Consider the following 22,755-nt stretch of genomic DNA (forward strand, 5'->3'; position numbering starts at 1 on the left):
CAGTGGTGCCTGAGACAGTGGTGGGGTGCACAGCCATGCAGAGCGAGCCTTCGATGATGCAGTGCGGACCGGTCGTGCGAACGCGGCCATTTTGGAGATGGCCCGCCGCCACTGTCTGAACATGACGTTCACCGAGTTCGGCGGCCAGGGTATGGCCGAGGCGGCCACCGGCCTGCCGATCAACACGCGGCAGGTGAGCTGCCTCGTGGCGCATGGCGGTGCCAGCGCGAACTTGGACTGGATCGCTGGGGAGTTCTACGAACAGCATTGCGTGGGCTGTTCCCACCGCCGTCCGACGGGCGACGTGCCGAACCTTGCCACGGTCATGGATGAGCGCAAGGAGGCCGCAGCCAGAGCCGAAGCGGTAGAACGAGCGGAAACGGCGAAGCGGCACCGCGCCTGGCAGCAGCGTGCGGAAGACCGTCGGGGCACGCAGGCGTCGTCGGATCCAGCAATGGCCAGTGCTCTGGACGACATCGCCCTCCTGGATCAGGAGCCGGGAACGGAACGGGACCGGGAGGCCTGCGATGGCGCGCTGCGGCGATTGACTGCACTGGCCGAGCGGGCGCCGGAGACCTTCAGCACCGCGGTGATCGCGTTGGCCCTGGACCTGGTGACCGACGTCCACGTCCCGGAGTTGCTGACGCCGCTGCGGCACGTGGCCCGCGTCCGCAGCGAGCACGCAGCGAATGTCCTGCGAGCCGCTTTGGCCACGCTGCGGCACAGTCCTGTTGTCGAGGCCGGCCGCTGCGTGACCGACCTGCTGCGTCCCCACGATGGGGACCAGGTGGACGAGCCAGTGGTCCGGTCCCTTGTGTACCTCGCTGAGCCTCAAAGCCGACGCTTCGGGGTCTACGAAGGCGGAACCGGAGACGCCAGTGCTCTTCGTGTGGCAGCCGGAGCGGCCCCTCAGGCCGTGGCCCGTGTGCTCACCAGCATGCTGCCAGCCCCGCGACCATCCGAGTCGCTAATGGTCCCGCCAGGTGTGCGGCCCGCTCCTCAATCAGAACGAGAGCTGGAGATGGATCGGCGTGCTGCCGCAGCCGCCGTACAGGCCCTGGCGTTCACCCACCCGGATGTGGCAATTGCACTCGTGCCGCAAATGCTCCTGAACCTGGGGGTGGACGGCGACCACCACAACGATCCCGCACCGATCGCCACGGTTCAAAGGTCCCTCGCCACCCTGCTCGTCCTGGAGGTGGGTGACGTGCCTGCCCAGCTCGAGCACACCGGCCGTACAGCCGGAGACTTCGTGCGCGAGCGTCTGTTCGGTGTGCTGGAGCAGGCCGGCCGCCTCATCGACCCTGGGTACAGATTTCGCACCGCGGGTGATCCTCAGCTCGATGCGAGCCAGCAGAGAAGAGTCTTCGAGTATCTGCTTTCCAGGTGCCTGACCCGCGTCGGGGGTGACTGGGGCGGCCACGTGCGCTTCCCGGCCGCGACTTTGATCGAGCAGCTGGCCCAGACCCATCCGGCCTGGACGCAGCCGCAGCTGGCTGCCCTCCTGGGTGCGGCCCTGACAGCCATCGACACACTGGAGTCGGCGAATACCACCCCCACCCCGCTCCTGGCCGCCCCAGAACCGGCCCCGCCGGAGCTGCAGTTCCTGGAGCGAATGGCCTACCGGCAGTTGTTGGCGTCCAGCATCGGCAGGCTCCTGGACGCTTTGGAGCACATCGCCACCATCGATGCAACGGCAGTATGCGGCGCGGTCATCGACACCATCACCGACGAACGCGACAGCCAGCGCAAACACGTTATCGTGCCGCGCTTGCTGCCGCTCCTGGGGACGCTCGGACGACGCCACGGCGACCACCCCGGCCTGCTGCGGATGATCATCCCGCTCCTGCACACCTACATTGTCGACTCCGATGTAGCCTCGCGGTCGGCAGCGCTAACCGCCTGGGCGGACATCGGCCGCGCGCATCAGCTGCCCTCGAGCATCTCCGACCTCCTGCCAGCGCTGCTCACCGACCCTTACCTAGGCGTCATCGACGGTGTCCTCGACACCGCCCTGCGTCTGGACTGGAGCACCGAGGACAGCGCCTCTCTGCTGGCCTACGCCCTGTCGGTCTGCGAACACGTAGACATCGCCCGGTTTCCGGACACCGTCAAGAAGGCCATGGCGGCTGCCTCCAATCTCTCCCGAGGCAATGAAGCCCTCAGGATCCACACGGAGCAGGAAATCCTCCGACGCGCCGCCGACCTCGACGGCTACGACCTACGCGACGCCCTGAACGGTGACTGGCTGCCGCAGACCGCCACCACCCCGGCCATGGCCCAGCTGCGGCTGCGCCAAGTGCGCGACCCGCGCGTCAACGACCGGCTTAACGCCCACGACAACCTGGAACTGTGCGCGCTGCTTAACTGCGGCTCGGGCCTGGCCAGCCTGACGGTGGAGGATCTTCAGGCGGCCGCTCTTGAACTCGGGCCACACCAGGTGGTCGGTGCGGCCGAATACGCCGAAGTCGCCTGGCGGGCAGCCCGCCCCGGAGATGCCGCCACCATCATGAACAGTGTCCTCAAGGCAACCCCGGACGAGCCTGCATTTACCCTCCACCGAGCCCTGCTCACCCTGATCGCCGCCGCGGCCGCCTTTGATGCAGCCGCGGTGGCCGGAGAAGATATGCGTGCGACCGCCCTTGCGCTGACGCATGCTGCTCAAGCCGTCGGAGCAGACAACGATGTGAGCGCCTTGGCGGACCAAGTCCGCACTCGTGTCACAGTCCGAAGCCTTCTCATGGGCCACGAGCTGGTACCGGCTGCCGGGGCAGGCCAGGGCCATTCCGACAGCGATCCGGCCGTCGCGCTCCGCGCCCGCGCAGCCCACTTGCAGAGCACCGCCGCCACGCTAAGAGAGCAGTGTCAGCAGGCAACGGCGACCGCCGCCTACGGCCGGTGCTTCGCCGCCCTGTGCGAGGTGGCCGCCTTCCTGATCCGACTTGACGCAGCGGAACTGAACGCTGACACCATCGAGATGAACGCCCTGGCCACTGCAGCGCGCCGCCGCGCAGCAGTGACCGCAACCGAACTGGAGAAGCGATTCCACGACACTGACCCGCTGGCCGGACCGCTGATAGCCGCTCTGCGGCACGTCCAAGCCGTCGCAGACGCCAGCGGCGTGGCTGACCTCCTGGCGGAGTGGGCCGTCCTGCCCCTGCCACTTGTCATCGCGTGCGGCCCACGCCGCACGCCACTCACTTCCCACACCGTCTTGGGCAACGAGGCGGACACCCAGCTGGTCGAGGACCAGCCGGCCGTTGCGGTCGTACTGGCCAGCGTGGACGGACGCCTTGTCACCGGCCCGCAGGTCCTGCGTCACTCGACCGTCTACGAACTCCGCCTGGACGTACGCACCGGCCCCTGGCCCGAGTGGGCCGAGACCCTCGAAGCCGAACTCCTCAGCCACTTCACCCCCAACGAAGCGGAAACGCCCACCTACCTCTGGACACGCCCGCCGAGCGCGGACGGCCCCGACACACTGAGCGCCACCGGCACACTCATCCTCCGCTTCGCTCTGCCCGCAGGCAGTCCCGCCCCGCCGTTCTCGGTCAAGCTGCGCTGGCGCGGAACCCGGGACGGCAAACCCGTTACCGAGAGCCTCGACACCGCCGGACACCGCGAAATCCGATTCCGGCCCTTCGACGCCTCACGCGACTTCCTGACCAACTTCCCCGTCTTCGACGAGCGGCTGCTCGCCCTCTACGAAAATCTGCACCGGGCCGGTTACGACGAGGACCAGCTCCAAGCCTTCTGCCGCCTCTTCACCGCCATCTGCCGCACCGGCCTCACCATGACGTGGAACAAGCAATACAAGCGCGGAAGCCACGTAACAGAGCGCAAATTTCATGACGACCTGTACAAGGAACTCCAGGCAGAGCCGGAACTCGGCGGGCGCTTGCAGCGAGGCACCCCACTCGCCCTGGGCTACCTGGATGTCCGGCACGATGGCGTCACCGCCGAGCTCAAAGTCGAGCGCAACACCCCGGTCACCCGAGACAGAGCCCCCAAGTACATGGGGCAGCCAACGCAGTACGCAGCCGCCGACGGCGCACGCCTCTCGATTCTCTGCATCCTGGACATGAGCCGTAAGGCCTCACCTGTCGGTGTTCCGGAGAACTACCTCTTCACCCTCCAGCCAGCGCTTCACGGACTGACCAACCCCGAGGCGCCTTCACTCGTCGCAGTCATCGTCGTCAACGGCAACCTTCCGAGCCCCAGTTCCTGGTCACGTCGCAAGAGCCCCACACTGCCGCCCTCATCGCCCTGAAGCGCCCTGCCGCCGACCGCACAGAACCAAGGCAGACGAGGCGCTTCGCTGCCCAGGTTGCCACGCTGAGCAGCACATACGCGGTCGAAGTCATCGCTCCACACTGCTACCTGAGGGTGCCCGAATGAGAATCAACCTGATCGCTGCGCCAGCCGGAGCACTCGATGCGATCGGCATGCGGCTGCAGGCATCCTGCAGCCGCCTTCGGTCCGGCTCGGCCCAGCTCGTCAGAACAGCGACTGCTGGGCGGCGGGCGCCGAGCGGGGCCGGGGAAGTGGACGGGAAGGATCCACGGGAGGCAGCGGGTTGCCGTGCCTGCCGTCGGTCAGCGTGTGACGGCACGCATCCCGCAGGGCTGGCAGCTCATGCCGCGCGCCGAGCAGGCCCAAAAACTCCTCGACGCTCCAGTCGATGAGCGCACCCTGGCGGGAGAGGTAGAGCGCGACGGTGGAGATGGAATGCGTGTCGCTGTAGTCGAGCAGCAGGTATCCGGCCAGCTGGTAGATCTCTGCGCGGCTGATGCGTTCCGGGCGGATGGTGGCCTTGCAGTCGATGAGTGCGCCATCGAGGATGAAGTCGGCGTCCGCACCACCGACCTGCAGGCTGCCGTCGAAGACGGGGCCGCAGACCCGGGCGCTGGCAGGCAGGAGCCGCATGTTCTCGAACGGGCCGGGGTCTGCGGCGAGTTGCATCTGCTGGCGGATGTCACCGACGACGTAGTGCGGCACAGCATCGACCAGGTCGTCCAGGGTGGCATCGGCAGCACAGAGACCGAGCGTGTTCCCGCGCAGCCAGCCGCAGTGACGGAAGATCGCCTCGAAGCTGGAGGCGACATGGCACAGCCGGATGAGCCGGTCCTCGTCCGCTGATGCAAGGCACAGAGGTTGCCCTGCATCGTTGTGGTAGCCGGCCAGTTCTTCCAGCATGGTGTCGCCGGCCTTCTGGACGGCGCGGATCACCTCTTGGCTGGGCCAGCCGTCGTCGTCGATGACGGCCCGGACGATGCCCTCCTTGATGGGGGCGCCGGTCGGCGCTCCCAGGGAGATCCGCAGGCGGTGATCAATGGTGTGGCCGAGCATCCGGTACTCGGGCTTCAGCCCGGCTTCCACTTGCGGCCGCAGCGGGGCAGGGAAACGGGCTAAGCGTGTGCGGTAATCGTCGAGGACGGCCTTCGTGTCGGGGAGGTGTTCCGCCAGAAAGCGAGAGATGGGAGAGCGGGGGTCCTTGAGATGGGAGGTGAGACTCATGGGGGCATCTTGGAGGACGGCGCTGACAAGGCCTATGCGCCGAAACCTTCCTGCAGAGTCCGTCTGAAGGGTCATCAAGCCATGCCCTCTTTCCGTCGTCGACAAGCCGAGTCTGCCTGACCAGCAATAACTGGACGGACTGAGCGTTCAACGGCATGCCAAAGCGCAGGGATTGAGTCAATTCCACGGGGGTCAGGGTGAGTTGGGGCGGGGAATCCGGCAATTGACTGTCAGACCCGAACGCTAGTGTTCCTGTTGTCCTGCGTCGACGCACTTGCTAGGTATGGCGTGCGCATGCCGAAGTCAGCTACCCGCGAGTCGTTACTCGCAGGTAGCTGAGGGCGGAGTTGAGACCTCGCTTACTCCTTCGTGGCTAAAAGTGGATCCTGCGCCGTGAGGGGTGGCCTGCGTATTCGCTTATTCGGCGTCGACAGCGAGATTTGCGCTGGCTGAACGCATGCGTCGCCTCTCGGCCCGCGCTGGCTGTTCGATCGCCAATCGATGCCTTACCCCGTCCGGTTCGGCACCTGGCAAACCGGCCGCCGACGGCGGTTTCTGGAGCCGCGAAATGCCCCAAATGTGTCGCACCTCGATGTCGACCTGAACTCGTTCCGTCGCACACCCGCTCTCCTAGGGTGCCGTGCATCGGAGCCCACGGCTCCCAGCCGGCCAACTCACCAAAACCACCGTGACGTTGGAGGCCCAGCAGCGTGCAGGGCGCAGCGATTTGGCGCCCTCTCCGACCGAGAGGGCGCCCCTTCAAAGCCTGCAGCGCACCACCCCATGATCACGTGAGCCCTCGGAGAAGACTCGTATGGGATTCGGACGATTAGGCGCCCAGGGCGTGCCCGGGGCTGTAGCCCTCAGCACCACTCTTGATGAGATCGCGCAGGTCACCGACCCCTACATGACGCCGTCAGAACGGCTGAGACGTAACCTGCTCTACCTCACCCGCTCCCGCACCGGTTACACCTACATGCAGGACTGCGGCATCCGCATGGACCGGCGGATGATCACTGCCTGGCTCGCCGAGGAACGCCACCCACGGCCCGAGCAGCAGCAGCGCCTGGAAAACGCCTTCCGCCTGCTGCGCCGCCGCAACATGGCACCCAGCATGACCCGCCGGCTCAACGCCGGGGGTGGGACCCGCGTGGAGATCTACCCCGTCGACCAGAGCGACGTCGACGACAAGCACCGGCGCACCGCCCGCTGGCGGCACAAGAACATCTACCGCTGGGACCCCATCGTTAAGGCCTGGTCGCGCAGCGACCTGCACGCGCTGACGTATCGGTGGCGCGACGTGATCACCGACTTCGATTCCGACTGGCGCATGTATGAGCACGTCACCCACCTCGGCTTCTGGGCCTGACCCCGTCGCCCACCACGGCACGGGACCCCGAACCGTTGATCGACCTGCACCGAAGGAACGCCTCCATGGAGTGCCCGGACCTCGAGGTCCTCACCGACGATGACCTGGCCCGACGGCAGCGAGCACGCCACGAACTCATGGGCCCGGCCGTACGTGCCCTGCTGGAGTTGTCGCAGCGCGGGGAGCTGACCACCGCCCACGTCGAACTGTCCGCCCACACTCTCGGCGTCCACGTCCGGACCGTGTGGCGCAACCTGGCCCGCGCCCGGCTCGGTGAACCCCTGCGACGCGGCCGGGGCCGCTTCGAGATCACCGACGACATCCGCACGCTGCTCGCCTACCACCGAGGCAACGTCAAGGCCGTCCACAGAGAACTCGTCCAGGACGCCGAGAAGGCCGGCGCCACCCCGGTGAGCCTGTCCACACTGCACCGCGCCGTCAAACGCGACCTGACACCCGGTGACCGGGCCGGCTTCAAGAGCGGCATCCCTGCCTCCCGCGGCCACGACCCGCACCTGCGCCGCCCGCCCACCGCCCGCAACGAGGAATGGGAAGGCGACCACAAGCAGGCCCCCGTCTGGGTCTGGGCCGACGGACGGCTGGTCAAACCATGGGTGACCTGGTTCTGCGACTGCCACACCGGCATGATCATGGGCTGGGCCGTCACCCCGCACTTCCCGCACCGCGGGTCCATCCTGGCCGCCCTCAGATCCTGCATCCTCCATGGCGACGGCTACGGCCCGGCAGGCGGCCTGCCCACCCGGATCCGCATCGACCGCGGCAAGGACTTCCTCTCCTGCGCCGTCCAGGACGCACTCGGCGCCTTCGCCGTCCAGGTCGACGTCCTGCCCCCATACACCCCCCACCTCAAAGGCAGCATCGAAAACCTCAACCGCGCTGCCACCAGCATGTTCTTCTCCACCCTGCCCCGCTACACCCACGCCCAGAAACTCGATTCGCGCCGCCGCTCGGGGGAGAAGGACCCAGCCCTGACCTTCGAAGGCTTCGTCGAGCTCCTCGCGCAGTGGGTTAAGACCCGCAACGCCGAACACCCGATGGCCGGCTACGGCGACCTCACCCCGTTGCAATGGTGGAACAGCGACCCCAGCCCGCTGCGCGAGGTCAGCGCCGAAGACCTGCACGCCTTCCTCCTGGAAGGCGACCGCTCCACCCGCGTCATCAACGGCCACGGCATCCGCTTCAGGGGACGCGACTACATGGCCGGCTGGATGACCGGCCGCTCCGGCACCCGCGTCCACGTCCGCTTCCAGCCCCACCACCTCGACCAGATCGAAATCTTCGATGCCGACAACCGCCGACACCTGGGCACCGCCTACCTGGCCGACCAGGCCAGCGACGAGCAGATCGAGCAGGTCTATCAGGCCCGCACCGAGCGTGTCCGCCGCGTGCGCCGCGACCTGCGCCGCGCCGAGACGCTGCGCCGCCGGCGCTTCAAAGCCCACACCAGCGCCGGACCGGCCCAGGCGGACACCGCGATGACCCGCAAAGAGGCCGCCGAGGAACTGCGCACCTGGCGTTCCAGCCGGGCCGACGACGACCTGCCCACCGACTACATGCCCCGCCGGATCACCCCACCCGGCCGCTGGGCCGTCCCCGGCCCATCCGCCCCCTCCGAGGAAGACACGTGACCACCGCGCTCACCGCCCCCGACCCGCCACCCGGCCGCTCCACCCGCATCATCCGCGGCCAGGAGGTGCGCTGGCGAGGCCGCCCCTACACGGCCGCCTGGATGACCGGCTACGCCCAGCGCACCGTCCGCATCCACCCTCGCGACCCGGACAGCGTCGACGTCTACGACGCCGCCACCGGCCAGCCCCTGGGCACCGCCCACGCCCGGCTGCCCCACCTTGCACCCGACCAGGCCCACACCGCCCGGACGAGCTCGAAGGACACCGACGTGACCGACACCGACACCACCCAGACGACGCCCCGCCCCGACCAGGACGAGGTCGTCGGCGAACCCGACTTCTACCTCAACCTCGCCGACGCCCGCATCGTCGCCACCGAAGCCCTCCTCGAGGCCAGCGAGAACATCGCCGACACCATCGAAGCCCGGGCCATGTCCTGCATCTACGGCGACGCCGGCCTCGGCAAAACTTTCTCCGTCCTGGCCGCCCTGAAAGAAATCTCCGCCGAACGCGTCCTGCTCCTGCAGTTCCGCTCCCGCCCCACCCCCCGCGACATCCGCCAGGAACTGTTTACCGAACTGCGCCTCGAAGGCGAACCGCCGTCCCATCCCAGCGAGTTCGACCGGCTGCTGAAGCGGACCCTGGCCCGCAAGCCCTACGTCCTGGTCTGCGACGAAGCCCAGCAGTTCAGCCGCGAATGCTTCGAGTTCGTCCGTCACCTGTGGGACACCGGCAAGGGCAAGAACCGTCCCGCCGTCCTCTTCGTCGGCGGCGAAGAAGCCTACAAAACCCTCTACAGCGAACCCGCCCTCGCCTCCCGCATCTACATCTGGCAGGAATTCGCCCCCATGGAAGCCGACGAAGTCCAGCGCAACATCCCCCTGTTCCATCCCGTCTGGGCCAGCGCCTCACCCGAACTCATCGACTACGTCTACGAAGAAGGCGCCGGTGGCACCTTCCGCGTCTGGTCCAAGATCACCTACCACGTCCTGGAAGGCATGAAGCGCCGCGGCCTGGAACAGGTCGACGAATCCATCGCCCGCTGGGCCATCCGCCGCGCCCTGCCCCACCGACGCCGCTCCCGCCGCCCCCAGCAGGACGCCGGATGACCCCCACCGAGCACGCGCCCCACTACCTCAGCCTGCCCGACGCCCGCACCGTCACTACCCAGGCCGTGCGGGCCGCAGGCCACGCCCTCGACAACGCACTGCGCGAGCAGACCATGATGTGCCTGACCGCGGACCCCGGCGTCGGCAAGACCTTCACCCTGCACACCCTGTGCCAGCAGCGCCCCACCCTGTCCGCACTACGGCTGCTCCCGCGCCCCCAAGCACGCCCCGACGACCTGCGCCACAGCCTGCACCATGCCCTCGACCTGCCCGGCGACCCACCCCAGGACGCCGGCATCTGCGACGACTACCTACGCCACGCACTGGAACAGCCGCCCCGACTCCTCGCCGTCGACGAAGCCCACCAGCTCTCCGCCTCCTGCATCGAATACCTGCGCTATCTCCACGACGACCCCGTCCCACAGGTCACCATCCTGCTGCTCGCCAGCAGGCCCCGTCTCAAAGCCCTGCGCTCACAGCCCGCCCTGCTCAGCAGGGTCACTACCTGGCACCACATGGAACCCCTCGCCGCGGACGAAGTCTTCACCGTGCTGCCCCGCTTCCACCCGCTGTGGCAGAACACCCACCACAACACCCTCGCCCGCCTGGACGACATGTGGGCCCACGGCAACCTCCGCCGCTGGGCCGCCCTGACCCACCAGCTCCAGGCGCACCTGCGCCGCCGCCCCGACCAGTCGCCCGACCCGACCGCCCTCCTGCGCCGCCTGCACCCGACTCTGGCCCCCTCCGCATGACCTCAACGCCCACGTCCGCCGCAACGGCCGCCACCGTCACCAGGTGGACCCCCAGTTGGTCGCCGGACCACACCGACTCCAGCCTGCCGCCCATCACCGTGATCAACGACCCCCACGACCTGCCCGACTACACCATCACCGCACTCGCCTCCCACCACCCCGCGACCGGACGCGTCGCCGTCCACCCCACACCCCTGGCCACCGCACCCGCCTACCTCGCCCACGACCTCATCAGAGCCCTGGGCAAACACCTTCCACCCCCGCACCGTGAAGCGCCCTGGTGGACCCTCAACGCCGAATCCTCCTGGCGCGTGACGCTCGCATGGACCCAGGCCCTCCACATCGACCACTACGTCATCTGCCGTGCCCACCGCATCACCGAACGCCACCTCGAGTACCTCATGGCCCTGCGCGAACGCACCCGCACCCGCTTGACCCTTGTCATCAGTGGCCCACCACCGGCCGCACTGGCCACCGTCCTCAGCGCCGTCCGCCACCATGAGATCGACTCCCTCGAAGCCGCCCGCCAGCACCTCAACACCGGCGCGCAGTCACGCTCACACGCCTCCAACTACCCTGGCTGGCACCACGCCGCCCCCTTCCCCGCCCCAGACGACGAACCCTGGTACGCGCTGCCCCCACGCTCCCGGCGCCCCGGCAGGAGACCCGCCACCACCACCCCCACCTCCCGCGGCACTGTCAACCTGCTGCCCGGCCGCGCCACGGTGCCGCCCCCCGTCGTGCTACCGGCGCTCACCGACCTTGCTGCCCCCAGCCCTCACCACGAGGCCGTGGCTCAGCGCATCCACACCCGCATCGCCCACCCCGTCCACGCTGCAGCCGTCGCCGTCCGCGCACTGACCGGCTACGGCATCGACCAGCTGGCCCACCTCACACGCCCCACACCGCAACGCCCACAGGCCGACCTTCCCGCCGATCTCCCCAGATGGGCCGAACTCCTTCTCGAAGCCGCCCACGTCCACAGCGAGCTCGAGAACTACACCCGCCCAGGACTGCCCGCCCATCTCACGGACGCCAACAAGCCCTTCCGGCTCACGTGCGGGGAAGAAGAAGAGATCGCCCACGCCACGGAGACCTGCCGCCTCCTCGCCGCAAACCCCGCCCCCGAACGTCCCAGCACACGCAGAAAAAACCCATGACGAGCAGCTACCGAGCCATCGAGGTGCTCCTGGCCGAGCAAACCCCGCTGCCCCCACCCGCCGAACGCAGCCGCCTGCGCAACAGCCTCGGCCTCACACCGACCCGACTCGCCCGGGCCATCGGCGTTGACACCACCACACTCCACGCATGGGAAGAAGGTCTCACCGAACCAGAAGCTCCCCTGCGTGCCGCCTACGCCTACTTCCTCGCCCGGGCCCACACCCTCGGCACCTACTACGCCCAAGCCATCGCAGAGCCCCACCCCACCGCACCTGCTGAAGCAACCGACACCGCGCAAGGAACCCTGGCCCTCCTGAGCCCGTGCCACCCCCCCTGCAGCCCGGGTGAACCCCAACGCCGGCAAGAGCCTGCAGCCCAGCCCTTCCTGAACCCGCGCAGTCCCGCGCCCCGCTGAAACGAGCCCCCGGCCAGGAGGCACCACGGACCTTTCGCGTACTCACTGGAGAAAACGGGGCGTTGTCAGTGCCGGCCGCTAGAGTTCCCGCTTGTCCGGCGCGGACTGCTTTGTGAAGATCAGGAGCTGCCCATGAAGCGTGAGCGGGCGACCGCAACCCTCCACGAGATGCTCGACCGTCTTGAGCAGAACATCTGGCCACTGGACCTCATCACCGAAGTACACCTCTTCGGCTCCTACATCCGCGGCGCCCTGGAAGTTGGCGACATCGACGTCGTGATCCAGCACACCACCGACGAGCGCTGGACCCAGCACTCTCTCAGCGCGCTCTTCAGCGGCCGCGACGGCTACGCACCGATGCGACAGGCTCTGCGCGGCAACCGCCGCGGCGTCAGCTTCCAGTTCCAGGAACGCCAAGCCCTGGAGAAGGAAGGGATCGAACTGCTCCTGCTGTGGCGGCAGGGCGAGCCGATCACTATCGCCCGGCAGCGGCTGGCCGCGATCACCCCCGATGCGGCCGCCGGCCGTGCGCCGCGCGATCATGTCCTGCCGACCTACGAGGCGATCGCCGACCAGCTCCCGCGTCCGGTCCGTATCGACCTGCACCGCTGGAGCACCGAAGGCACGGCCACCGTCGCCGCGTTTGCTCTGAGCGACGCCCAGCCCCGCTCTGCCGCAGCGCTGGAGCACATGGACGACCGGTGGACCTCGAACAGCCCTCTGCGCCGCGCAGCCGCCGCAGCGCTGGCTCACCTGGAGAACACCGGCCTCGAACTGGGCCGCGCCGAGGTGCACGGCCGGTACATGACGCCGGGCGCGAGCGATCACATGATCGACTGCTTCGTCGACCTGGGCTGGCGCTACTGGAGCAAGGCGCAGTGCTATCTGGACGACGGTCAGGCGTGGTTCGAGGTCCTGCCCGCAACTGCCCGGCAGCCTCTTCACGCCCTGCACATCACACCCGTTCCTCGCGCCTGAAAACTCGGCATCCCGAGCGCTGACGGGCCCGGTGAGTTCAGGGATGCCGCTGCGTGCCGGTCCCGCCGAACAGATCATCGATCGAGAACGCGAAGGAACCGGCGCTTGCGGCTGAGCTTCGGTGTCCCTGCGCCTCAGTGGCCAGCCGGGTGATGAGCGCCTCCCAGCATGACGGGCAGCCACACCTGCCGCCGTCACGGTGCTCGGCGCCACTGCGGCCCACCGCTGCCTGAACCTGGCCGGCCAAAGCCTCGAACGCAGCCTTCCACCGGTCAGCCGACGCCTGGTGGGCCACAGCCTGGCCGGCAGCCGAGCGCGCCGCTTCCTCGGCTCGGCGCCTAGCCTGGATCATCGGCCAGTCCGGCCCGCCGCCATATCCGTACGACATGCTTGTTCCTCTCGTGTCGAACCGCTGTCTCCAACCGCACACCGGCACGAAAGGACACGAGGGTGGCGTCAGTTCAGGTCGCGTGTCTGCCAGCCCGGCGGGAGCTTGGGCAGGCCGATCAGAGCGTCGATGCCGAGATGCTCCAGCAGCAGGGCTTTGAGATGCCGGCCGTCGATGAGTTCGACGCGGTTACGGGGAGCGAAGTCCCAGCTCGCCTTGCCGAACCACGCGGTGGTGACCACGATGCCCTTCGAAGCGTTCTTGTCGTTCACGATGCCCGCGACCGACCGCACCGTCTCGGCGGAGACCACGTTCTTCGAGCGTTTGGCCTGGATGATGCACAGCCCGCCGATGAGGGGTTCCTCATTGACCGCGACAGCGTCGATGCCGTCGTCTCTAGACGCCTGGGTCACCCACGACTTGAGCCCGATCTTCTCGAACAGGCGCCGGATGAGATGCTCGAAATCGATCGGGTCCATCGCGACGAGGTCGGGCCGGCTGTCGAGGCCGGCGACGACGTCGCGCTCCGGGGCGATCTTGTACCGGGTCAGGTCGAACGTGACAACGGGCGGAACCGGTTCAAGGTCGTAAGGGTGCTGGGAGACGATCGCGTTGAGATGGTGAAGGCTCTGCACCGGGGCGAGTTCCGGCTCGTCCAGCACGAGTTCACCGAATGTCTCCCGGCTGACCCGCACACTGATCAGACACGGCTCGATCGACTTGCCGGTGGCACGGTCCTTGGCGTGCACCTTCCCGTTGAACGCAACTCCGTCCACGAGCGACGGCGGCGTCACAGCGAAGGCCTCGTCGATCGCCCGCAGCGCGAGTCTGGCCACCAAATCCCTGTACAACGCCTTGCACTCACTCTCCTTGCGTGGCTGCGGGACCACAGCCGGGGGAGCAGAGGCTTTGAACCGATACTGCGTGACCGAGGGAACCACCGCCTGGACGGGGAGCTCGATCTCCAAAATCAGCTCCCGGGACTCAGGAGCGAACGCCGCCCGCCGAGCGCCACCAAGGCCTTCCGGATACCTGATGGAGCCCAGCGTCCTCTCCACTGCGACCGCGAACCCTTCGAAGTCTCCTTCACCGAGCGCCTGCTCCGCCTCCAGCCGCAGCCCGGGCAGCCCACCGGGGCGGTCAATCAGGACAGCAGTCAGCTCCTCGAGCCGTTCTTCGACCTGGGCCGTCCGCCCTGCAGCCTCCCGGCGTAAATTCTCAACGCCCTCCTGCTTCGCACGCCGCTCCGCCGCAGCCTTCTCGCGGGCCTCCGCGCGACGCTTCTGCTCGAGTTCCTTCGCCCGCGCAGCCTGACGCTTCTCAAGATCCCGCACGATCTGCTCGGCCTTACGCGACTCGGCAGTCCGCTGTGCCTGCTTCTCCTTCTGTGCGCGCATCCACGCCTGCGCCTGCTCGCGTTCTCGACGTGCTTCCTGCTTTACCCGCTCGGCGGCCTCGCGCTCCGCGGCCCGCGCCTGACGCGCCTGCTCCGCCTCAGCGCGCCTGGCCGCTGCGGCCTTGGCCTTCTGGCTGTCCCGGTACGCCTGCAACAACTGCGCCGCCAACGACTTTCTACGCGCCATTCGCCGCCCCCCGACCACAGGTGAAAGTAAAAGAGCTGCCCCGTTCGCGGGCAGGGCAATCTCCAGCGTCCGCCCATGGCCTGACTCGCTCGGAGGACGACGGCTTTTCACACGCACCGCTTGGACCGCCCGCGGCAGCGTGGCGGGGGGTGTTCAGGCGTCGTCGCTTATCCATAGCTTGCAACACCGGTGCCCGCCGGGCAACGCCAGCAACTCGGCGGCCAGATGCTGCCGCTCGAGCTGGCGCAGCGGCCGCCGGGACCGAGGGGACCGGCCGGCCCCTCGGTACTCCTGGCCTGCTTCGCTCAGCCAGCGTGGACGGGGGCGTGATCGAAGAACCGGTGCTCGTCGTTGATGTGGATCTCCCGCACACCAGGGTAGGGACGGGGGAGCGGGTCGTTGGTTGCGGCGATGGCCTGACAGGCGTAACCGTCGGCCGAGGGGTCATCGGCGATGGAGATCAGCGTGTCGATCAGACGCAGACTAGTGTCCTGGTCGAGACCTGTCGCGCCCAGGCCAGCCAGAGGCGAGTCGATGATCAGCAGCGGAGGGACCCGGGCCAGGGGATCCACGCGGCCGAGGTCACGCAGGGCCAGTAGCAGCGCGACGTTCGTGGCAGCCCTCGGGCTGCCTCCAACCGAGCTGTCGGCGAACGTCTTGTCGACATCGCCGTGCTCCTTGACCCGTGTGGTGAAGTCCAACGGATCGATGGAGGCGGCCTCGACAGCCGGGTTGATCTGACGCAGCCGCTCCAGGAAGAACTGCGACCAGCGACCGGTAACCTCCTTTCGGCGTACCTCCTGGGCGCTCTTCACGGCGTCGCGGGCGGCCTGCGCCTGCTCCATCGCTTCCTTCGCCGCCGCGACGGCCGTCTCCTGGGCGCTGATGTAGTCGGCGTCCTGAAGACGCCGCTTGAGCTGAGCCACGTCCCGGCTCAGACCATGGGCCTCCTTCTCCGCCGATTGAGCAAGCGTGCGGGCCGAAGCGACATGGTCCCGGTCGTAGTCATCACGCGCGGCAAGCGCATCTGCTGCGGCCGTTTCCGCCTCCTGCGCTGCCTGCGCCACGGTCGTCATATCCCCTTGCAGCGCCTTAACCTTCCGAGCCAGCCGCTCCGATCGCGCCCGCGCGGTGGCGATCTGCCGTTCACGCCGGTCCTGGCCGCCGGGGTGGACCAGGCCGCACTGCGGGCACAGGCCGGGCGCCCGCTCGGGCAACACCTGCCCGCAGTGGGAGCAGTCCTGCGCCGCCGGGTTGAGCAGCGCGGCGAGCTCGCCCTCCGTCCGGGCCTGATCCGCCATGACCCGGCTCAGCTTGCCCTGGACCACCTCTGCCTGCCGCGCAGCCTTCCTGCGCTGCTGGTCCGCCGCCTTGTGCAGGGCAACCAAGCGCCCGTGTTCCCCCACCGCCGCGGTCAGCGCACCGGCTGCCTTCTGCCAGCGACCGGCGGCAGCCTGGTGCTCATGCTGCTTTTGCTCACACTCGGCGCGCACACTGTCCGGATCGGCCAGAGCGCCGGTGTCACGGAGCTTCTTGAACTGCCTCAGCGCAGATTGGGCAGCCCGAAATCGGCTTTCAGTCTCGGACGCGTTCTTCTCCAGACCCGCGAGCTCCTCGTTCCACAGCCCGAGCACCACTTCCAGCGCAAGCACGCGCGATGCGTCCTTGCCCCCGCCGAGGAACTCCGAGGCGATGGTGTTCTGCCGCAACGCCATCACAGTGGTGTAGAACTCATCCAGCCCAGCACGTGACGTGCCGCGGACCGCGGCCGACAAGCCGAGCAGGTCCTGCACGAACGCGCCCGCCGTCATCTCCGTGGCTTTCGACGACGTGACCGCAAGCGAATGCTCGATCGCGCGGGGATCGTCGAGATTTTTCAATGACACCCGCGCCCGCGGATCCGATCCGCTGCGCGTTGCCTGCCAGCGCACCCCGGCGACGCGGAACACCAGGCGAAGATACTGACAGCTGCGCACCTCCGGCATGACCGTCGCCGTCGTCAGCCCCAGCGGATACAGCAGAGCCTCCACAGCGGTCGACTTCCCCGCTTTCGAATGCCCGACCAGGAAGGTCACCAGCCCCTTGAAGTAGCGGGCATACCAGACCCCGCCGCGCTGGAACTCAAACCGTTCGATCACCAACGACGGGCCCACCGGCGCTCCTTTGTCCACACGAATACGTCGGTAGAGGAAACGAACGCCTGCCGACTGGGTGACGCACGCACACTGCTGCTTTCCACCAGCGACCAGCCAGTGCCCGGCAGCCCGCCGCACTACGTCAGAGCAGACCCTGGACCGCCAGTAGGGCAAATCCCCAACGATGCAGCCGGTAGCGGGCGCCGCCCCGCAGGCCAGGGTGCAGTTGCTGCCAGCCCCCGGCCGGGCAGCCCCCAGCTGCTGTCACCCGCAGACCCCCGGCTCCGCGATCACGATGCGACGAAGCTGCCCGCACAGGCGTGACGTCCCCCTGCCTCAGAGCAGTCGACCCAGCACGACCCGCCATCTTTGACGCCCTTTCGGATCGATCGTTAAAGTGCATGCGCAATCAGATAACAGAGTTCGCATGTGATGGGGGCGGAGGATGGGCATCTTGCTAACAACCGGACAAGCAGCAGAGGAACTCGGCTTCGCCGTCACGACATTCCGGCGCCTCATCCATGCCGACCTGCTCCCCGGGCATTCCCAGCGTGGAGTCCGGGTCATGACCCCCCTCAGCGTCGTGCAAGCTCTCAGCGCGCGCCGCCACGCTCCCGTGCACCAGCTCGACGCCCCAGAGATCGCTGTCCTGCGCGTTGACGCCGCCCAGCCCGCGCACGACGACGACCGGGACTGGATCGGCTTCGCCGCCACGCTCAGCCCCGACCACCTCGTGAAGGCGCTGCGCGGCTGGTGGCGGTGCGACGCGGCGAGTGTCGCGGCCGGGGGAGTGCTGCCGGTCACCCTGTCGGGCTACGTCGTGGCCGTGCTGACCGGCCTTCAACGGTGGGAGAAGAACTTCGCCGGCAAACACGCCTTTCCCGAAGCCCGCCTCGCGGGCTACGTGACCGATCTTGCCGCTCCGACGACAGTGATCACCTCCGATCTCGACGGCGACCGCAGGCTTGCCGAGTTGCTGCTGGGCACGCGGCTTGCCTCCCACTCGGGCGGGGCCATTGCCTACGTCACCACGAACACCGCTACTACTGGCTGAAGCCGCTTCGGACAAGGAAGCCTCGATGGACGCACAGAGCTACAACGCAGCGCTGGCCGATCTACGCGGCGTGCGGGACCAGATCAAGAAGACGCGGGCCGCGCTCGCGAAGCTGGAAGCGGACCGGGACAAGCAGATCGTCCAGCTGGCCTCCTACGAGAAGGCGAAGGCGGAGCGGATCGCCCCGGCGGCCGGCCTGGGTGTGGCCGATGTCGTCGCCCTCGCCCCCAGCCTGGCCCCCGACAGTCTCGCCGTGCAGCAGGCCCCGCAGTCGCCGGCACCGAAGCCGTCCCCTGTGAAGGCTCCTTCCGCGGCCGTGGCGTCCCTGCCGACGCAGACACAGGCCGCTCCCGGTCCCACAACAACCCCCGCTTCCGCAGGCACTGCTGCCCCCGAGACGCACACCGTGTCCTCGGAGCCGCCCGCATCACCCTCGGAGGCGCGGCGGGAGCTGCCGTCGATCCCGGCCGGTTCCAGCGGTGACGCCTGGTTCACTCACACCACCGGTCTGGTCTCCACCAGGCCGAACTTCACCCAGCAGGCGCGCTCCACGGTCTTCCTGGACGCCACCACAGGGGTCCTGGTCCACCGCAGCCAGACCCACCATCTCGACCTCGCCGGCCGGTCGGCCGCCGACATCCTCACCGCCGTCTTCCACACCGTCCCCGAGGACGTGGAACGCATCTACATCACCGCAGGCGACCCCTGGCACCGGGATGCCGACCGCTACCCCTACCTCCGCGACGCGGTCGCCGCCTGGCTGAACGCCCCCATCGCCGGCTGGCGCACCGACACCGGCCGCGGCCGCGACCGCATGGCCGGACACTTCGTCCACGCCCGCAACCCCGTCGGCCGCTACCAGTCCGCAAGTGGCGACCACCACGTGGAGATCCGCTCCGTGGGGGAGTGGTTCGACACCGACGGCGACGACCCTCACACCGTTCGTGATGCTTTCGTGCTGCTGTGGCAGGCGCTGCGCCGCCACTGGGACGACGCGGTGATCATGGGCTCCCCCTCCCAGACCGGCCGCGACCTGTGGACGCGCACCATCCCCACCCGCGGCCAGCACGCCGACGGCTTCCCCGTCCTGTCGGAAGAACTGCGCGGCCTGCTCCACGCCACAGCTGGACAGGGCCGCAACGAGCTGCTCACCCCGCCCCGCGTTCCCGAGCAGCTGCCACAACTCGTCGAGTACGACCGCACCTTCGCCTACGCCAAGCACACGTGGAAATCCCCCGTCGGCACGCCCCGCCGCATCACCGCCACCACCTTCGCCGCCTGGAGCGAGAAGGAACAGATGCGGGCCCTGTACGGGTGCGGGCACTGGCAGGTCCGCGTCACCGTCCCCGACACCTGGAACCATGTCGGCCTCCTGTCGGCACCGGCCCCCGGAGACCGCGCATGGCACTATCCGGCCACGCCCGGGACCACCTTCACCACCTGGGCCGGCGGCCCCGAGATCCACACCGCCCTGACCAACCCGATCCAGCCGTGGAAGGTCGAGATCCTCGATGGCATCCTGTGGGAGGACGGCAAACCGCTGGACGACTGGGCCAAGAAGCTGAAAGAGACCTGGACCAATCTCTCCGCCCAGGCTCACTTCCAGGGCGATCCCCAGCAGGCCCGCGCCGCCCACCTGGCCTCCCGCGCCGTGCGTTCCATCCTCCTGTACGGCATCGGCTCCTTCGCCCAGCGCCCTCGCATGGTCACCGGCACCACCCCCCGCACCCTGGAGCGCGACGTGCCCCCGGACGCCGAAATCATCGGCTTCGACGACGAACTGATCACCTGGCAAAAGCCCACCGGATTCGCCCGCGACCCCAACGCCCACCCCGAATGGGCCGCCGCCATCTGGTCCGCAGCACGCGCCGCCCTGCTCACCCAGCGTCACCGTGACGACGACACGTACGCCGGTGCCCTGCACACCCTGCCCGGTACGGTCGTCGCCTTCCGCACCGACGCCCTCTACCTCACTCAGCCCCACGATTGGCCGTATCACCATCAGCCCGGCGACTATCTCCTGCGTGGCCGCCTCACCGGCCCCGTCACCGCCCCCACAAGCGAAGAAGAACTCCTTACGCTGCGGGAGGCCGGACGCGCGGCCCTCACTGCTGAGCGGGAGGCCTGATGCCGCGCCGCCCCCGCCGCCAGCCTCAACCCCAGCCCGAGTTGAACGAAGCAGCACATCTCGCCGACCGGCTCCGAGCGGTCGGCTACACCAAACGCGACATCGCCCGCATCATCGACCGCGACCCCTCCCTGGTCTCGCAGTTCTACACCAAGAACAAGGGAGCGGCCTTCGTCCCCGCCCTCCGGCAGGTCCTGGCCGCCGTCGAGACCGGCGGCATCACCGACCTGTCCGAACTCGCCGCCATCGCCGCCCGCCTCACCCAGCGGCGTACCACCGCCTCCGGCGCCCGGGCTCGGGTGCGCACCAAGGCCGTCCTGATCACCCCCACCGGCTCCGGCACCGGCCGCGTCGGCGCCCAGGCCATCGCCTCCGGCTCCGCCCGCCTGCGCCCCTTGATCGCCGAAGCCGCCCGCCGGGGCCTGCGCCTGGCCTTCACCGTGCGCCTCGCCAAGACCGGCTACCTGCACCCTTCTGGCAGCCGTACCGACTCACCCGGCATCCGCCGCGACGTCATCCAGCGCACTGACCACAGTGAGGAACGCTCCTACGGCTCCGCCCAGGCCGGCGGCTTCGACGCCGCCGACTTCGCCCGCCGCGTGGACGCCGCGGGCGGCGACGTCACCGCGGCTGTGCACCAGTGGCTGGTGGAGACCGGCCGCATCCGTCCCGACGCTCAGATCATCCACCTCGAAATCCGCACCTGGCGCCCCCGCTGACAGGCGTCGGACAGCGCCCTCAGTCTTGCTGGCTGGCAGCCTCGTCGAACTGTGCCTCGGCCTCCGGCCCACCCGCCGGCTCCGGTGCGGGGGCGGTGTAGAAGACGGACCTGCCCTGCTTGCTGCGCTCGGCCTGGCTCTTGGCCACGAGTCCCTCGAGCGTGACCCGCACGACCTTGGTCGTGATCTGGCGCTCCGGATGGGCCTGGCCCAGGGCTGTGGAGATCTCCGCGGCGGAGCGCGGTTCCTTCGACTCGGCGAGGTGGCGGCGGATGAGCTCGACCAGGGTGGGCTGGGCCGCCGTCGTGGCACCCTCCGCCTTGGCCGCGGACTTCTTGGCGGCTGCCTTTTGCGGCGCGGCGGCGGACTTGGCCGCCCTCTGCTTCCCGCTGCGCGCGGCACTGGCCTTCTTCCTGGGTGAGGGCACCGTGGCACTCTCGGAAGTGGCCGCAGGCTCGGCCGGGGCTTCGGTGATGCCAAGGGCCTGTCGCATGTTCACCAGCACGGTGTGGTCGTGCTGCAGGGCAGCCAACTGCTGTTGCAGGGAGGCGATGTCCGCCGTGATGCGTTCCTGCTCCTTGACGTTGCGTTCGAGGTCACCGGTCACCTGAGCGGCGTACTGCGATGTCAGTTCAGTGGCGGGAGTGGTTGTCTCGGGCATGGGTACTGACCTTTCCTCGGTGAACCAGCGTGCTGCGGGGCTGCACCAGATGAAGTGACACCCCTTCTCGGGCGGGTGTTGGCGCTCAGCAGGGACGCCACACGTGCCGCACGATGCCTTGGCGTACAGATGGTACGGACGAACAGCGCCAGTTGTTCCGCCACGCTATGTTGGCGTGCGTGCCTGCGGCTGGGGCAGTTGCCAGGACACCGCGTCGGTCTCCCGGTTGTGATGCCATGCCCTCAGGGTGCGCGTGGTCACCAGCCGGTCGAGCAGTTCTCCGGTCTGCTGCGGGGAGTGCCCGCACAGGCGGGTGAGGATGTCCATGTCGGTGCTGTGTTCGGGCCGGGCACCGGTGTGCGCGGCCAGCACGAGAGCGGTCAGCCGCAGTGCGGGCGCCGTGGCCGGCAGGACCAACGGCACCGGCCGCAGCGCCCAGTCGGCAGCACGGCAGCGGGTACGGCGGCCGGGCGCCTGGTCCAGCACTGTGGCATCGAGCAGCCGCACCTGCCACGGCAGCGTACGCACGTCCGGCAGCTCCAGCCAGCCGGCGTGGGCCAGCTCCAGCCATACTTCGCGGTTCTGGCGCAGGCGCATGCCCCGCAACAGGCCCGCCGGCAGCCGGACATGGGCGCGGGTGTCGGCACGCAGCGCGCACTGCAGGGCCAGCAGCCGGGCGGCGGGGGAGGTGAAGCGGGGCAGCGCGGTGCCGAGGTACGTCAGCATTTCCCGCACCCGCTCCCGCTCCTGGACCCCGGCGTGGGACCGGCGCGCGGGCGGGGGCGGGCCAGGGGAGGCCTGCTGCCGCAGGGAGCCGGAAAGGGTGTCCGGTACCACGGCCGTGTTGCTGGTCGCCGCGGCACAGGCCGCGCAGGTGTCGGCCAGCCGCCAGGCGCGGCCGCTGCGGTCGCGGGTGAGGGCCAGCAGCACCGGTCCCGCGCAGCCGCGATGACGCGGATGCCACCGGCAGCCCCGGGCCCGGCACTGGCAACTGCGCAGATAGGTGGGCAGCGCGTCGGCGCGGGCATGGCAGGCCAGATGAGCCAGGACGGCAGAACGTGCGGAGGCCCCCGTGAGCGCAGACGTGTGAGCGGCGCAGGCGGGGCAGACGAGAGCGGGGCCGCCCGCTCGCGG

At 68.8% G+C, this 22,755-nt stretch carries 17 protein-coding genes; 11 read left to right on the plus strand and 6 right to left on the minus strand.

Annotated elements, in window-relative coordinates:
- The first annotated feature begins 25 nt into the window (after positions 1 to 25).
- Positions 26 to 4,270, plus strand: a complete 4,245-nt coding sequence (locus tag HTZ82_RS23235; protein ID WP_175411396.1) for a hypothetical protein — start codon at positions 26 to 28, stop codon at positions 4,268 to 4,270.
- Between the two features lie 227 nt (positions 4,271 to 4,497).
- On the opposite strand, the gene HTZ82_RS23240 is transcribed toward HTZ82_RS23235, so the two are convergent.
- Positions 4,498 to 5,517, minus strand: coding sequence for a hypothetical protein (locus HTZ82_RS23240; RefSeq protein WP_175411397.1), 1,020 nt, complete (start codon positions 5,515 to 5,517; stop codon positions 4,498 to 4,500).
- Between the two features lie 907 nt (positions 5,518 to 6,424).
- Here HTZ82_RS23240 and HTZ82_RS23245 point away from each other — a divergent pair.
- From HTZ82_RS23245 to HTZ82_RS23275, 7 genes are all read left to right on the plus strand, one after another.
- Complete coding sequence (locus HTZ82_RS23245; protein WP_217624484.1) at positions 6,425 to 6,886, plus strand: transcriptional regulator; 462 nt, start codon at positions 6,425 to 6,427, stop codon at positions 6,884 to 6,886.
- A gap of 65 nt (positions 6,887 to 6,951) precedes the next feature.
- Positions 6,952 to 8,535: a transposase family protein gene (locus tag HTZ82_RS23250; RefSeq protein WP_254712053.1), complete on the plus strand. Its 1,584-nt coding sequence runs from the start codon at positions 6,952 to 6,954 to the stop codon at positions 8,533 to 8,535.
- Positions 8,532 to 9,644: an AAA family ATPase gene (locus HTZ82_RS23255; RefSeq protein WP_309235644.1), complete on the plus strand. Its 1,113-nt coding sequence runs from the start codon at positions 8,532 to 8,534 to the stop codon at positions 9,642 to 9,644. Before HTZ82_RS23250 ends, HTZ82_RS23255 begins: the two co-directional genes overlap by 4 nt.
- Positions 9,641 to 10,399 carry an ATP-binding protein gene (locus HTZ82_RS23260; RefSeq protein WP_050487125.1) on the plus strand — a complete coding sequence of 253 codons (759 nt, stop codon included), beginning with the start codon at positions 9,641 to 9,643 and terminating at the stop codon, positions 10,397 to 10,399. Before HTZ82_RS23255 ends, HTZ82_RS23260 begins: the two co-directional genes overlap by 4 nt.
- Positions 10,396 to 11,559 (plus strand): hypothetical protein, encoded by a 1,164-nt coding sequence (locus HTZ82_RS23265; protein WP_050487126.1) that lies wholly within the window; start codon positions 10,396 to 10,398, stop codon positions 11,557 to 11,559. The genes HTZ82_RS23260 and HTZ82_RS23265 overlap by 4 nt, the downstream gene beginning before the upstream one ends.
- Positions 11,556 to 11,975, plus strand: coding sequence for a DNA-binding transcriptional regulator (locus HTZ82_RS23270; protein ID WP_175411399.1), 420 nt, complete (start codon positions 11,556 to 11,558; stop codon positions 11,973 to 11,975). The genes HTZ82_RS23265 and HTZ82_RS23270 overlap by 4 nt, the downstream gene beginning before the upstream one ends.
- 132 nt (positions 11,976 to 12,107) lie before the next feature.
- Entirely contained in the window at positions 12,108 to 12,953 is an 846-nt protein-coding gene (locus tag HTZ82_RS23275; protein WP_070201530.1) for a hypothetical protein, read from the plus strand.
- 37 nt (positions 12,954 to 12,990) lie between these two features.
- Here the strand turns inward: HTZ82_RS23275 and HTZ82_RS23280 are convergent, their stop codons facing one another.
- The 3 genes from HTZ82_RS23280 to HTZ82_RS23290 form a co-directional block, all read right to left on the minus strand.
- Positions 12,991 to 13,341, minus strand: a complete 351-nt coding sequence (locus tag HTZ82_RS23280; protein ID WP_032769644.1) for a hypothetical protein — start codon at positions 13,339 to 13,341, stop codon at positions 12,991 to 12,993.
- Positions 13,342 to 13,409: 68 nt separating this feature from the next.
- A complete protein-coding gene (locus HTZ82_RS23285) occupies positions 13,410 to 14,924 on the minus strand; it encodes a restriction endonuclease (RefSeq protein WP_079167320.1) in 1,515 nt (504 codons plus the stop codon).
- A 305-nt stretch (positions 14,925 to 15,229) separates the two neighbouring features.
- Positions 15,230 to 17,077, minus strand: a complete 1,848-nt coding sequence (locus tag HTZ82_RS23290; RefSeq protein ID WP_175411400.1) for a hypothetical protein — start codon at positions 17,075 to 17,077, stop codon at positions 15,230 to 15,232.
- Positions 17,078 to 17,624: 547 nt separating this feature from the next.
- Here HTZ82_RS23290 and HTZ82_RS23295 point away from each other — a divergent pair.
- Genes HTZ82_RS23295 through HTZ82_RS23305 form a run of 3 tightly spaced genes read left to right on the plus strand, consistent with a single transcriptional unit; the run spans position 17,625 to position 20,960 of the window.
- Positions 17,625 to 18,113, plus strand: a complete 489-nt coding sequence (locus HTZ82_RS23295; protein ID WP_239749108.1) for a DNA-binding protein — start codon at positions 17,625 to 17,627, stop codon at positions 18,111 to 18,113.
- A 25-nt stretch (positions 18,114 to 18,138) separates the two neighbouring features.
- The gene (locus HTZ82_RS23300; RefSeq protein ID WP_175411401.1) at positions 18,139 to 20,241 is read left to right on the plus strand and encodes a hypothetical protein; all 2,103 of its coding nucleotides are present in this window, start codon (positions 18,139 to 18,141) and stop codon (positions 20,239 to 20,241) included.
- Positions 20,241 to 20,960: a helix-turn-helix domain containing protein gene (locus tag HTZ82_RS23305; RefSeq protein ID WP_070201534.1), complete on the plus strand. Its 720-nt coding sequence runs from the start codon at positions 20,241 to 20,243 to the stop codon at positions 20,958 to 20,960. Before HTZ82_RS23300 ends, HTZ82_RS23305 begins: the two co-directional genes overlap by 1 nt.
- A 19-nt stretch (positions 20,961 to 20,979) precedes the next feature.
- Here HTZ82_RS23305 and HTZ82_RS23310 read toward each other — a convergent pair whose 3' ends face one another.
- Positions 20,980 to 21,621, minus strand: coding sequence for a hypothetical protein (locus tag HTZ82_RS23310; protein ID WP_032769649.1), 642 nt, complete (start codon positions 21,619 to 21,621; stop codon positions 20,980 to 20,982).
- Positions 21,622 to 21,786: 165 nt separating this feature from the next.
- Complete coding sequence (locus HTZ82_RS23315; RefSeq protein ID WP_244210099.1) at positions 21,787 to 22,551, minus strand: hypothetical protein; 765 nt, start codon at positions 22,549 to 22,551, stop codon at positions 21,787 to 21,789.
- Between the last annotated feature and the right edge of the window lie 204 nt (positions 22,552 to 22,755).

Origin of the sequence: Streptomyces sp. TRM64462, from assembly GCF_013362995.1 — a bacterium.
Classification (GTDB): Bacteria; Actinomycetota; Actinomycetes; order Streptomycetales; family Streptomycetaceae; genus Streptomyces.

Bases quoted from the DNA above. Each gene is read 5' to 3' on its own strand.
- HTZ82_RS23240 (WP_175411397.1), bottom strand. From the start codon at position 5,517: ATGAGTCTCACCTCCCATCTCAAGGACCCCCGCTCTCCCATCTCTCGC.
- HTZ82_RS23245 (WP_217624484.1), top strand. From the start codon at position 6,425: ATGACGCCGTCAGAACGGCTGAGACGTAACCTGCTCTACCTCACCCGC.
- HTZ82_RS23250 (WP_254712053.1), top strand. From the start codon at position 6,952: ATGGAGTGCCCGGACCTCGAGGTCCTCACCGACGATGACCTGGCCCGA.
- HTZ82_RS23260 (WP_050487125.1), top strand. From the start codon at position 9,641: ATGACCCCCACCGAGCACGCGCCCCACTACCTCAGCCTGCCCGACGCC.
- HTZ82_RS23265 (WP_050487126.1), top strand. From the start codon at position 10,396: ATGACCTCAACGCCCACGTCCGCCGCAACGGCCGCCACCGTCACCAGG.
- HTZ82_RS23270 (WP_175411399.1), top strand. From the start codon at position 11,556: ATGACGAGCAGCTACCGAGCCATCGAGGTGCTCCTGGCCGAGCAAACC.
- HTZ82_RS23275 (WP_070201530.1), top strand. From the start codon at position 12,108: ATGAAGCGTGAGCGGGCGACCGCAACCCTCCACGAGATGCTCGACCGT.
- HTZ82_RS23280 (WP_032769644.1), bottom strand. From the start codon at position 13,341: ATGTCGTACGGATATGGCGGCGGGCCGGACTGGCCGATGATCCAGGCT.
- HTZ82_RS23285 (WP_079167320.1), bottom strand. From the start codon at position 14,924: ATGGCGCGTAGAAAGTCGTTGGCGGCGCAGTTGTTGCAGGCGTACCGG.
- HTZ82_RS23295 (WP_239749108.1), top strand. From the start codon at position 17,625: ATGACCCCCCTCAGCGTCGTGCAAGCTCTCAGCGCGCGCCGCCACGCT.
- HTZ82_RS23300 (WP_175411401.1), top strand. From the start codon at position 18,139: ATGGACGCACAGAGCTACAACGCAGCGCTGGCCGATCTACGCGGCGTG.
- HTZ82_RS23305 (WP_070201534.1), top strand. From the start codon at position 20,241: ATGCCGCGCCGCCCCCGCCGCCAGCCTCAACCCCAGCCCGAGTTGAAC.
- HTZ82_RS23310 (WP_032769649.1), bottom strand. From the start codon at position 21,621: ATGCCCGAGACAACCACTCCCGCCACTGAACTGACATCGCAGTACGCC.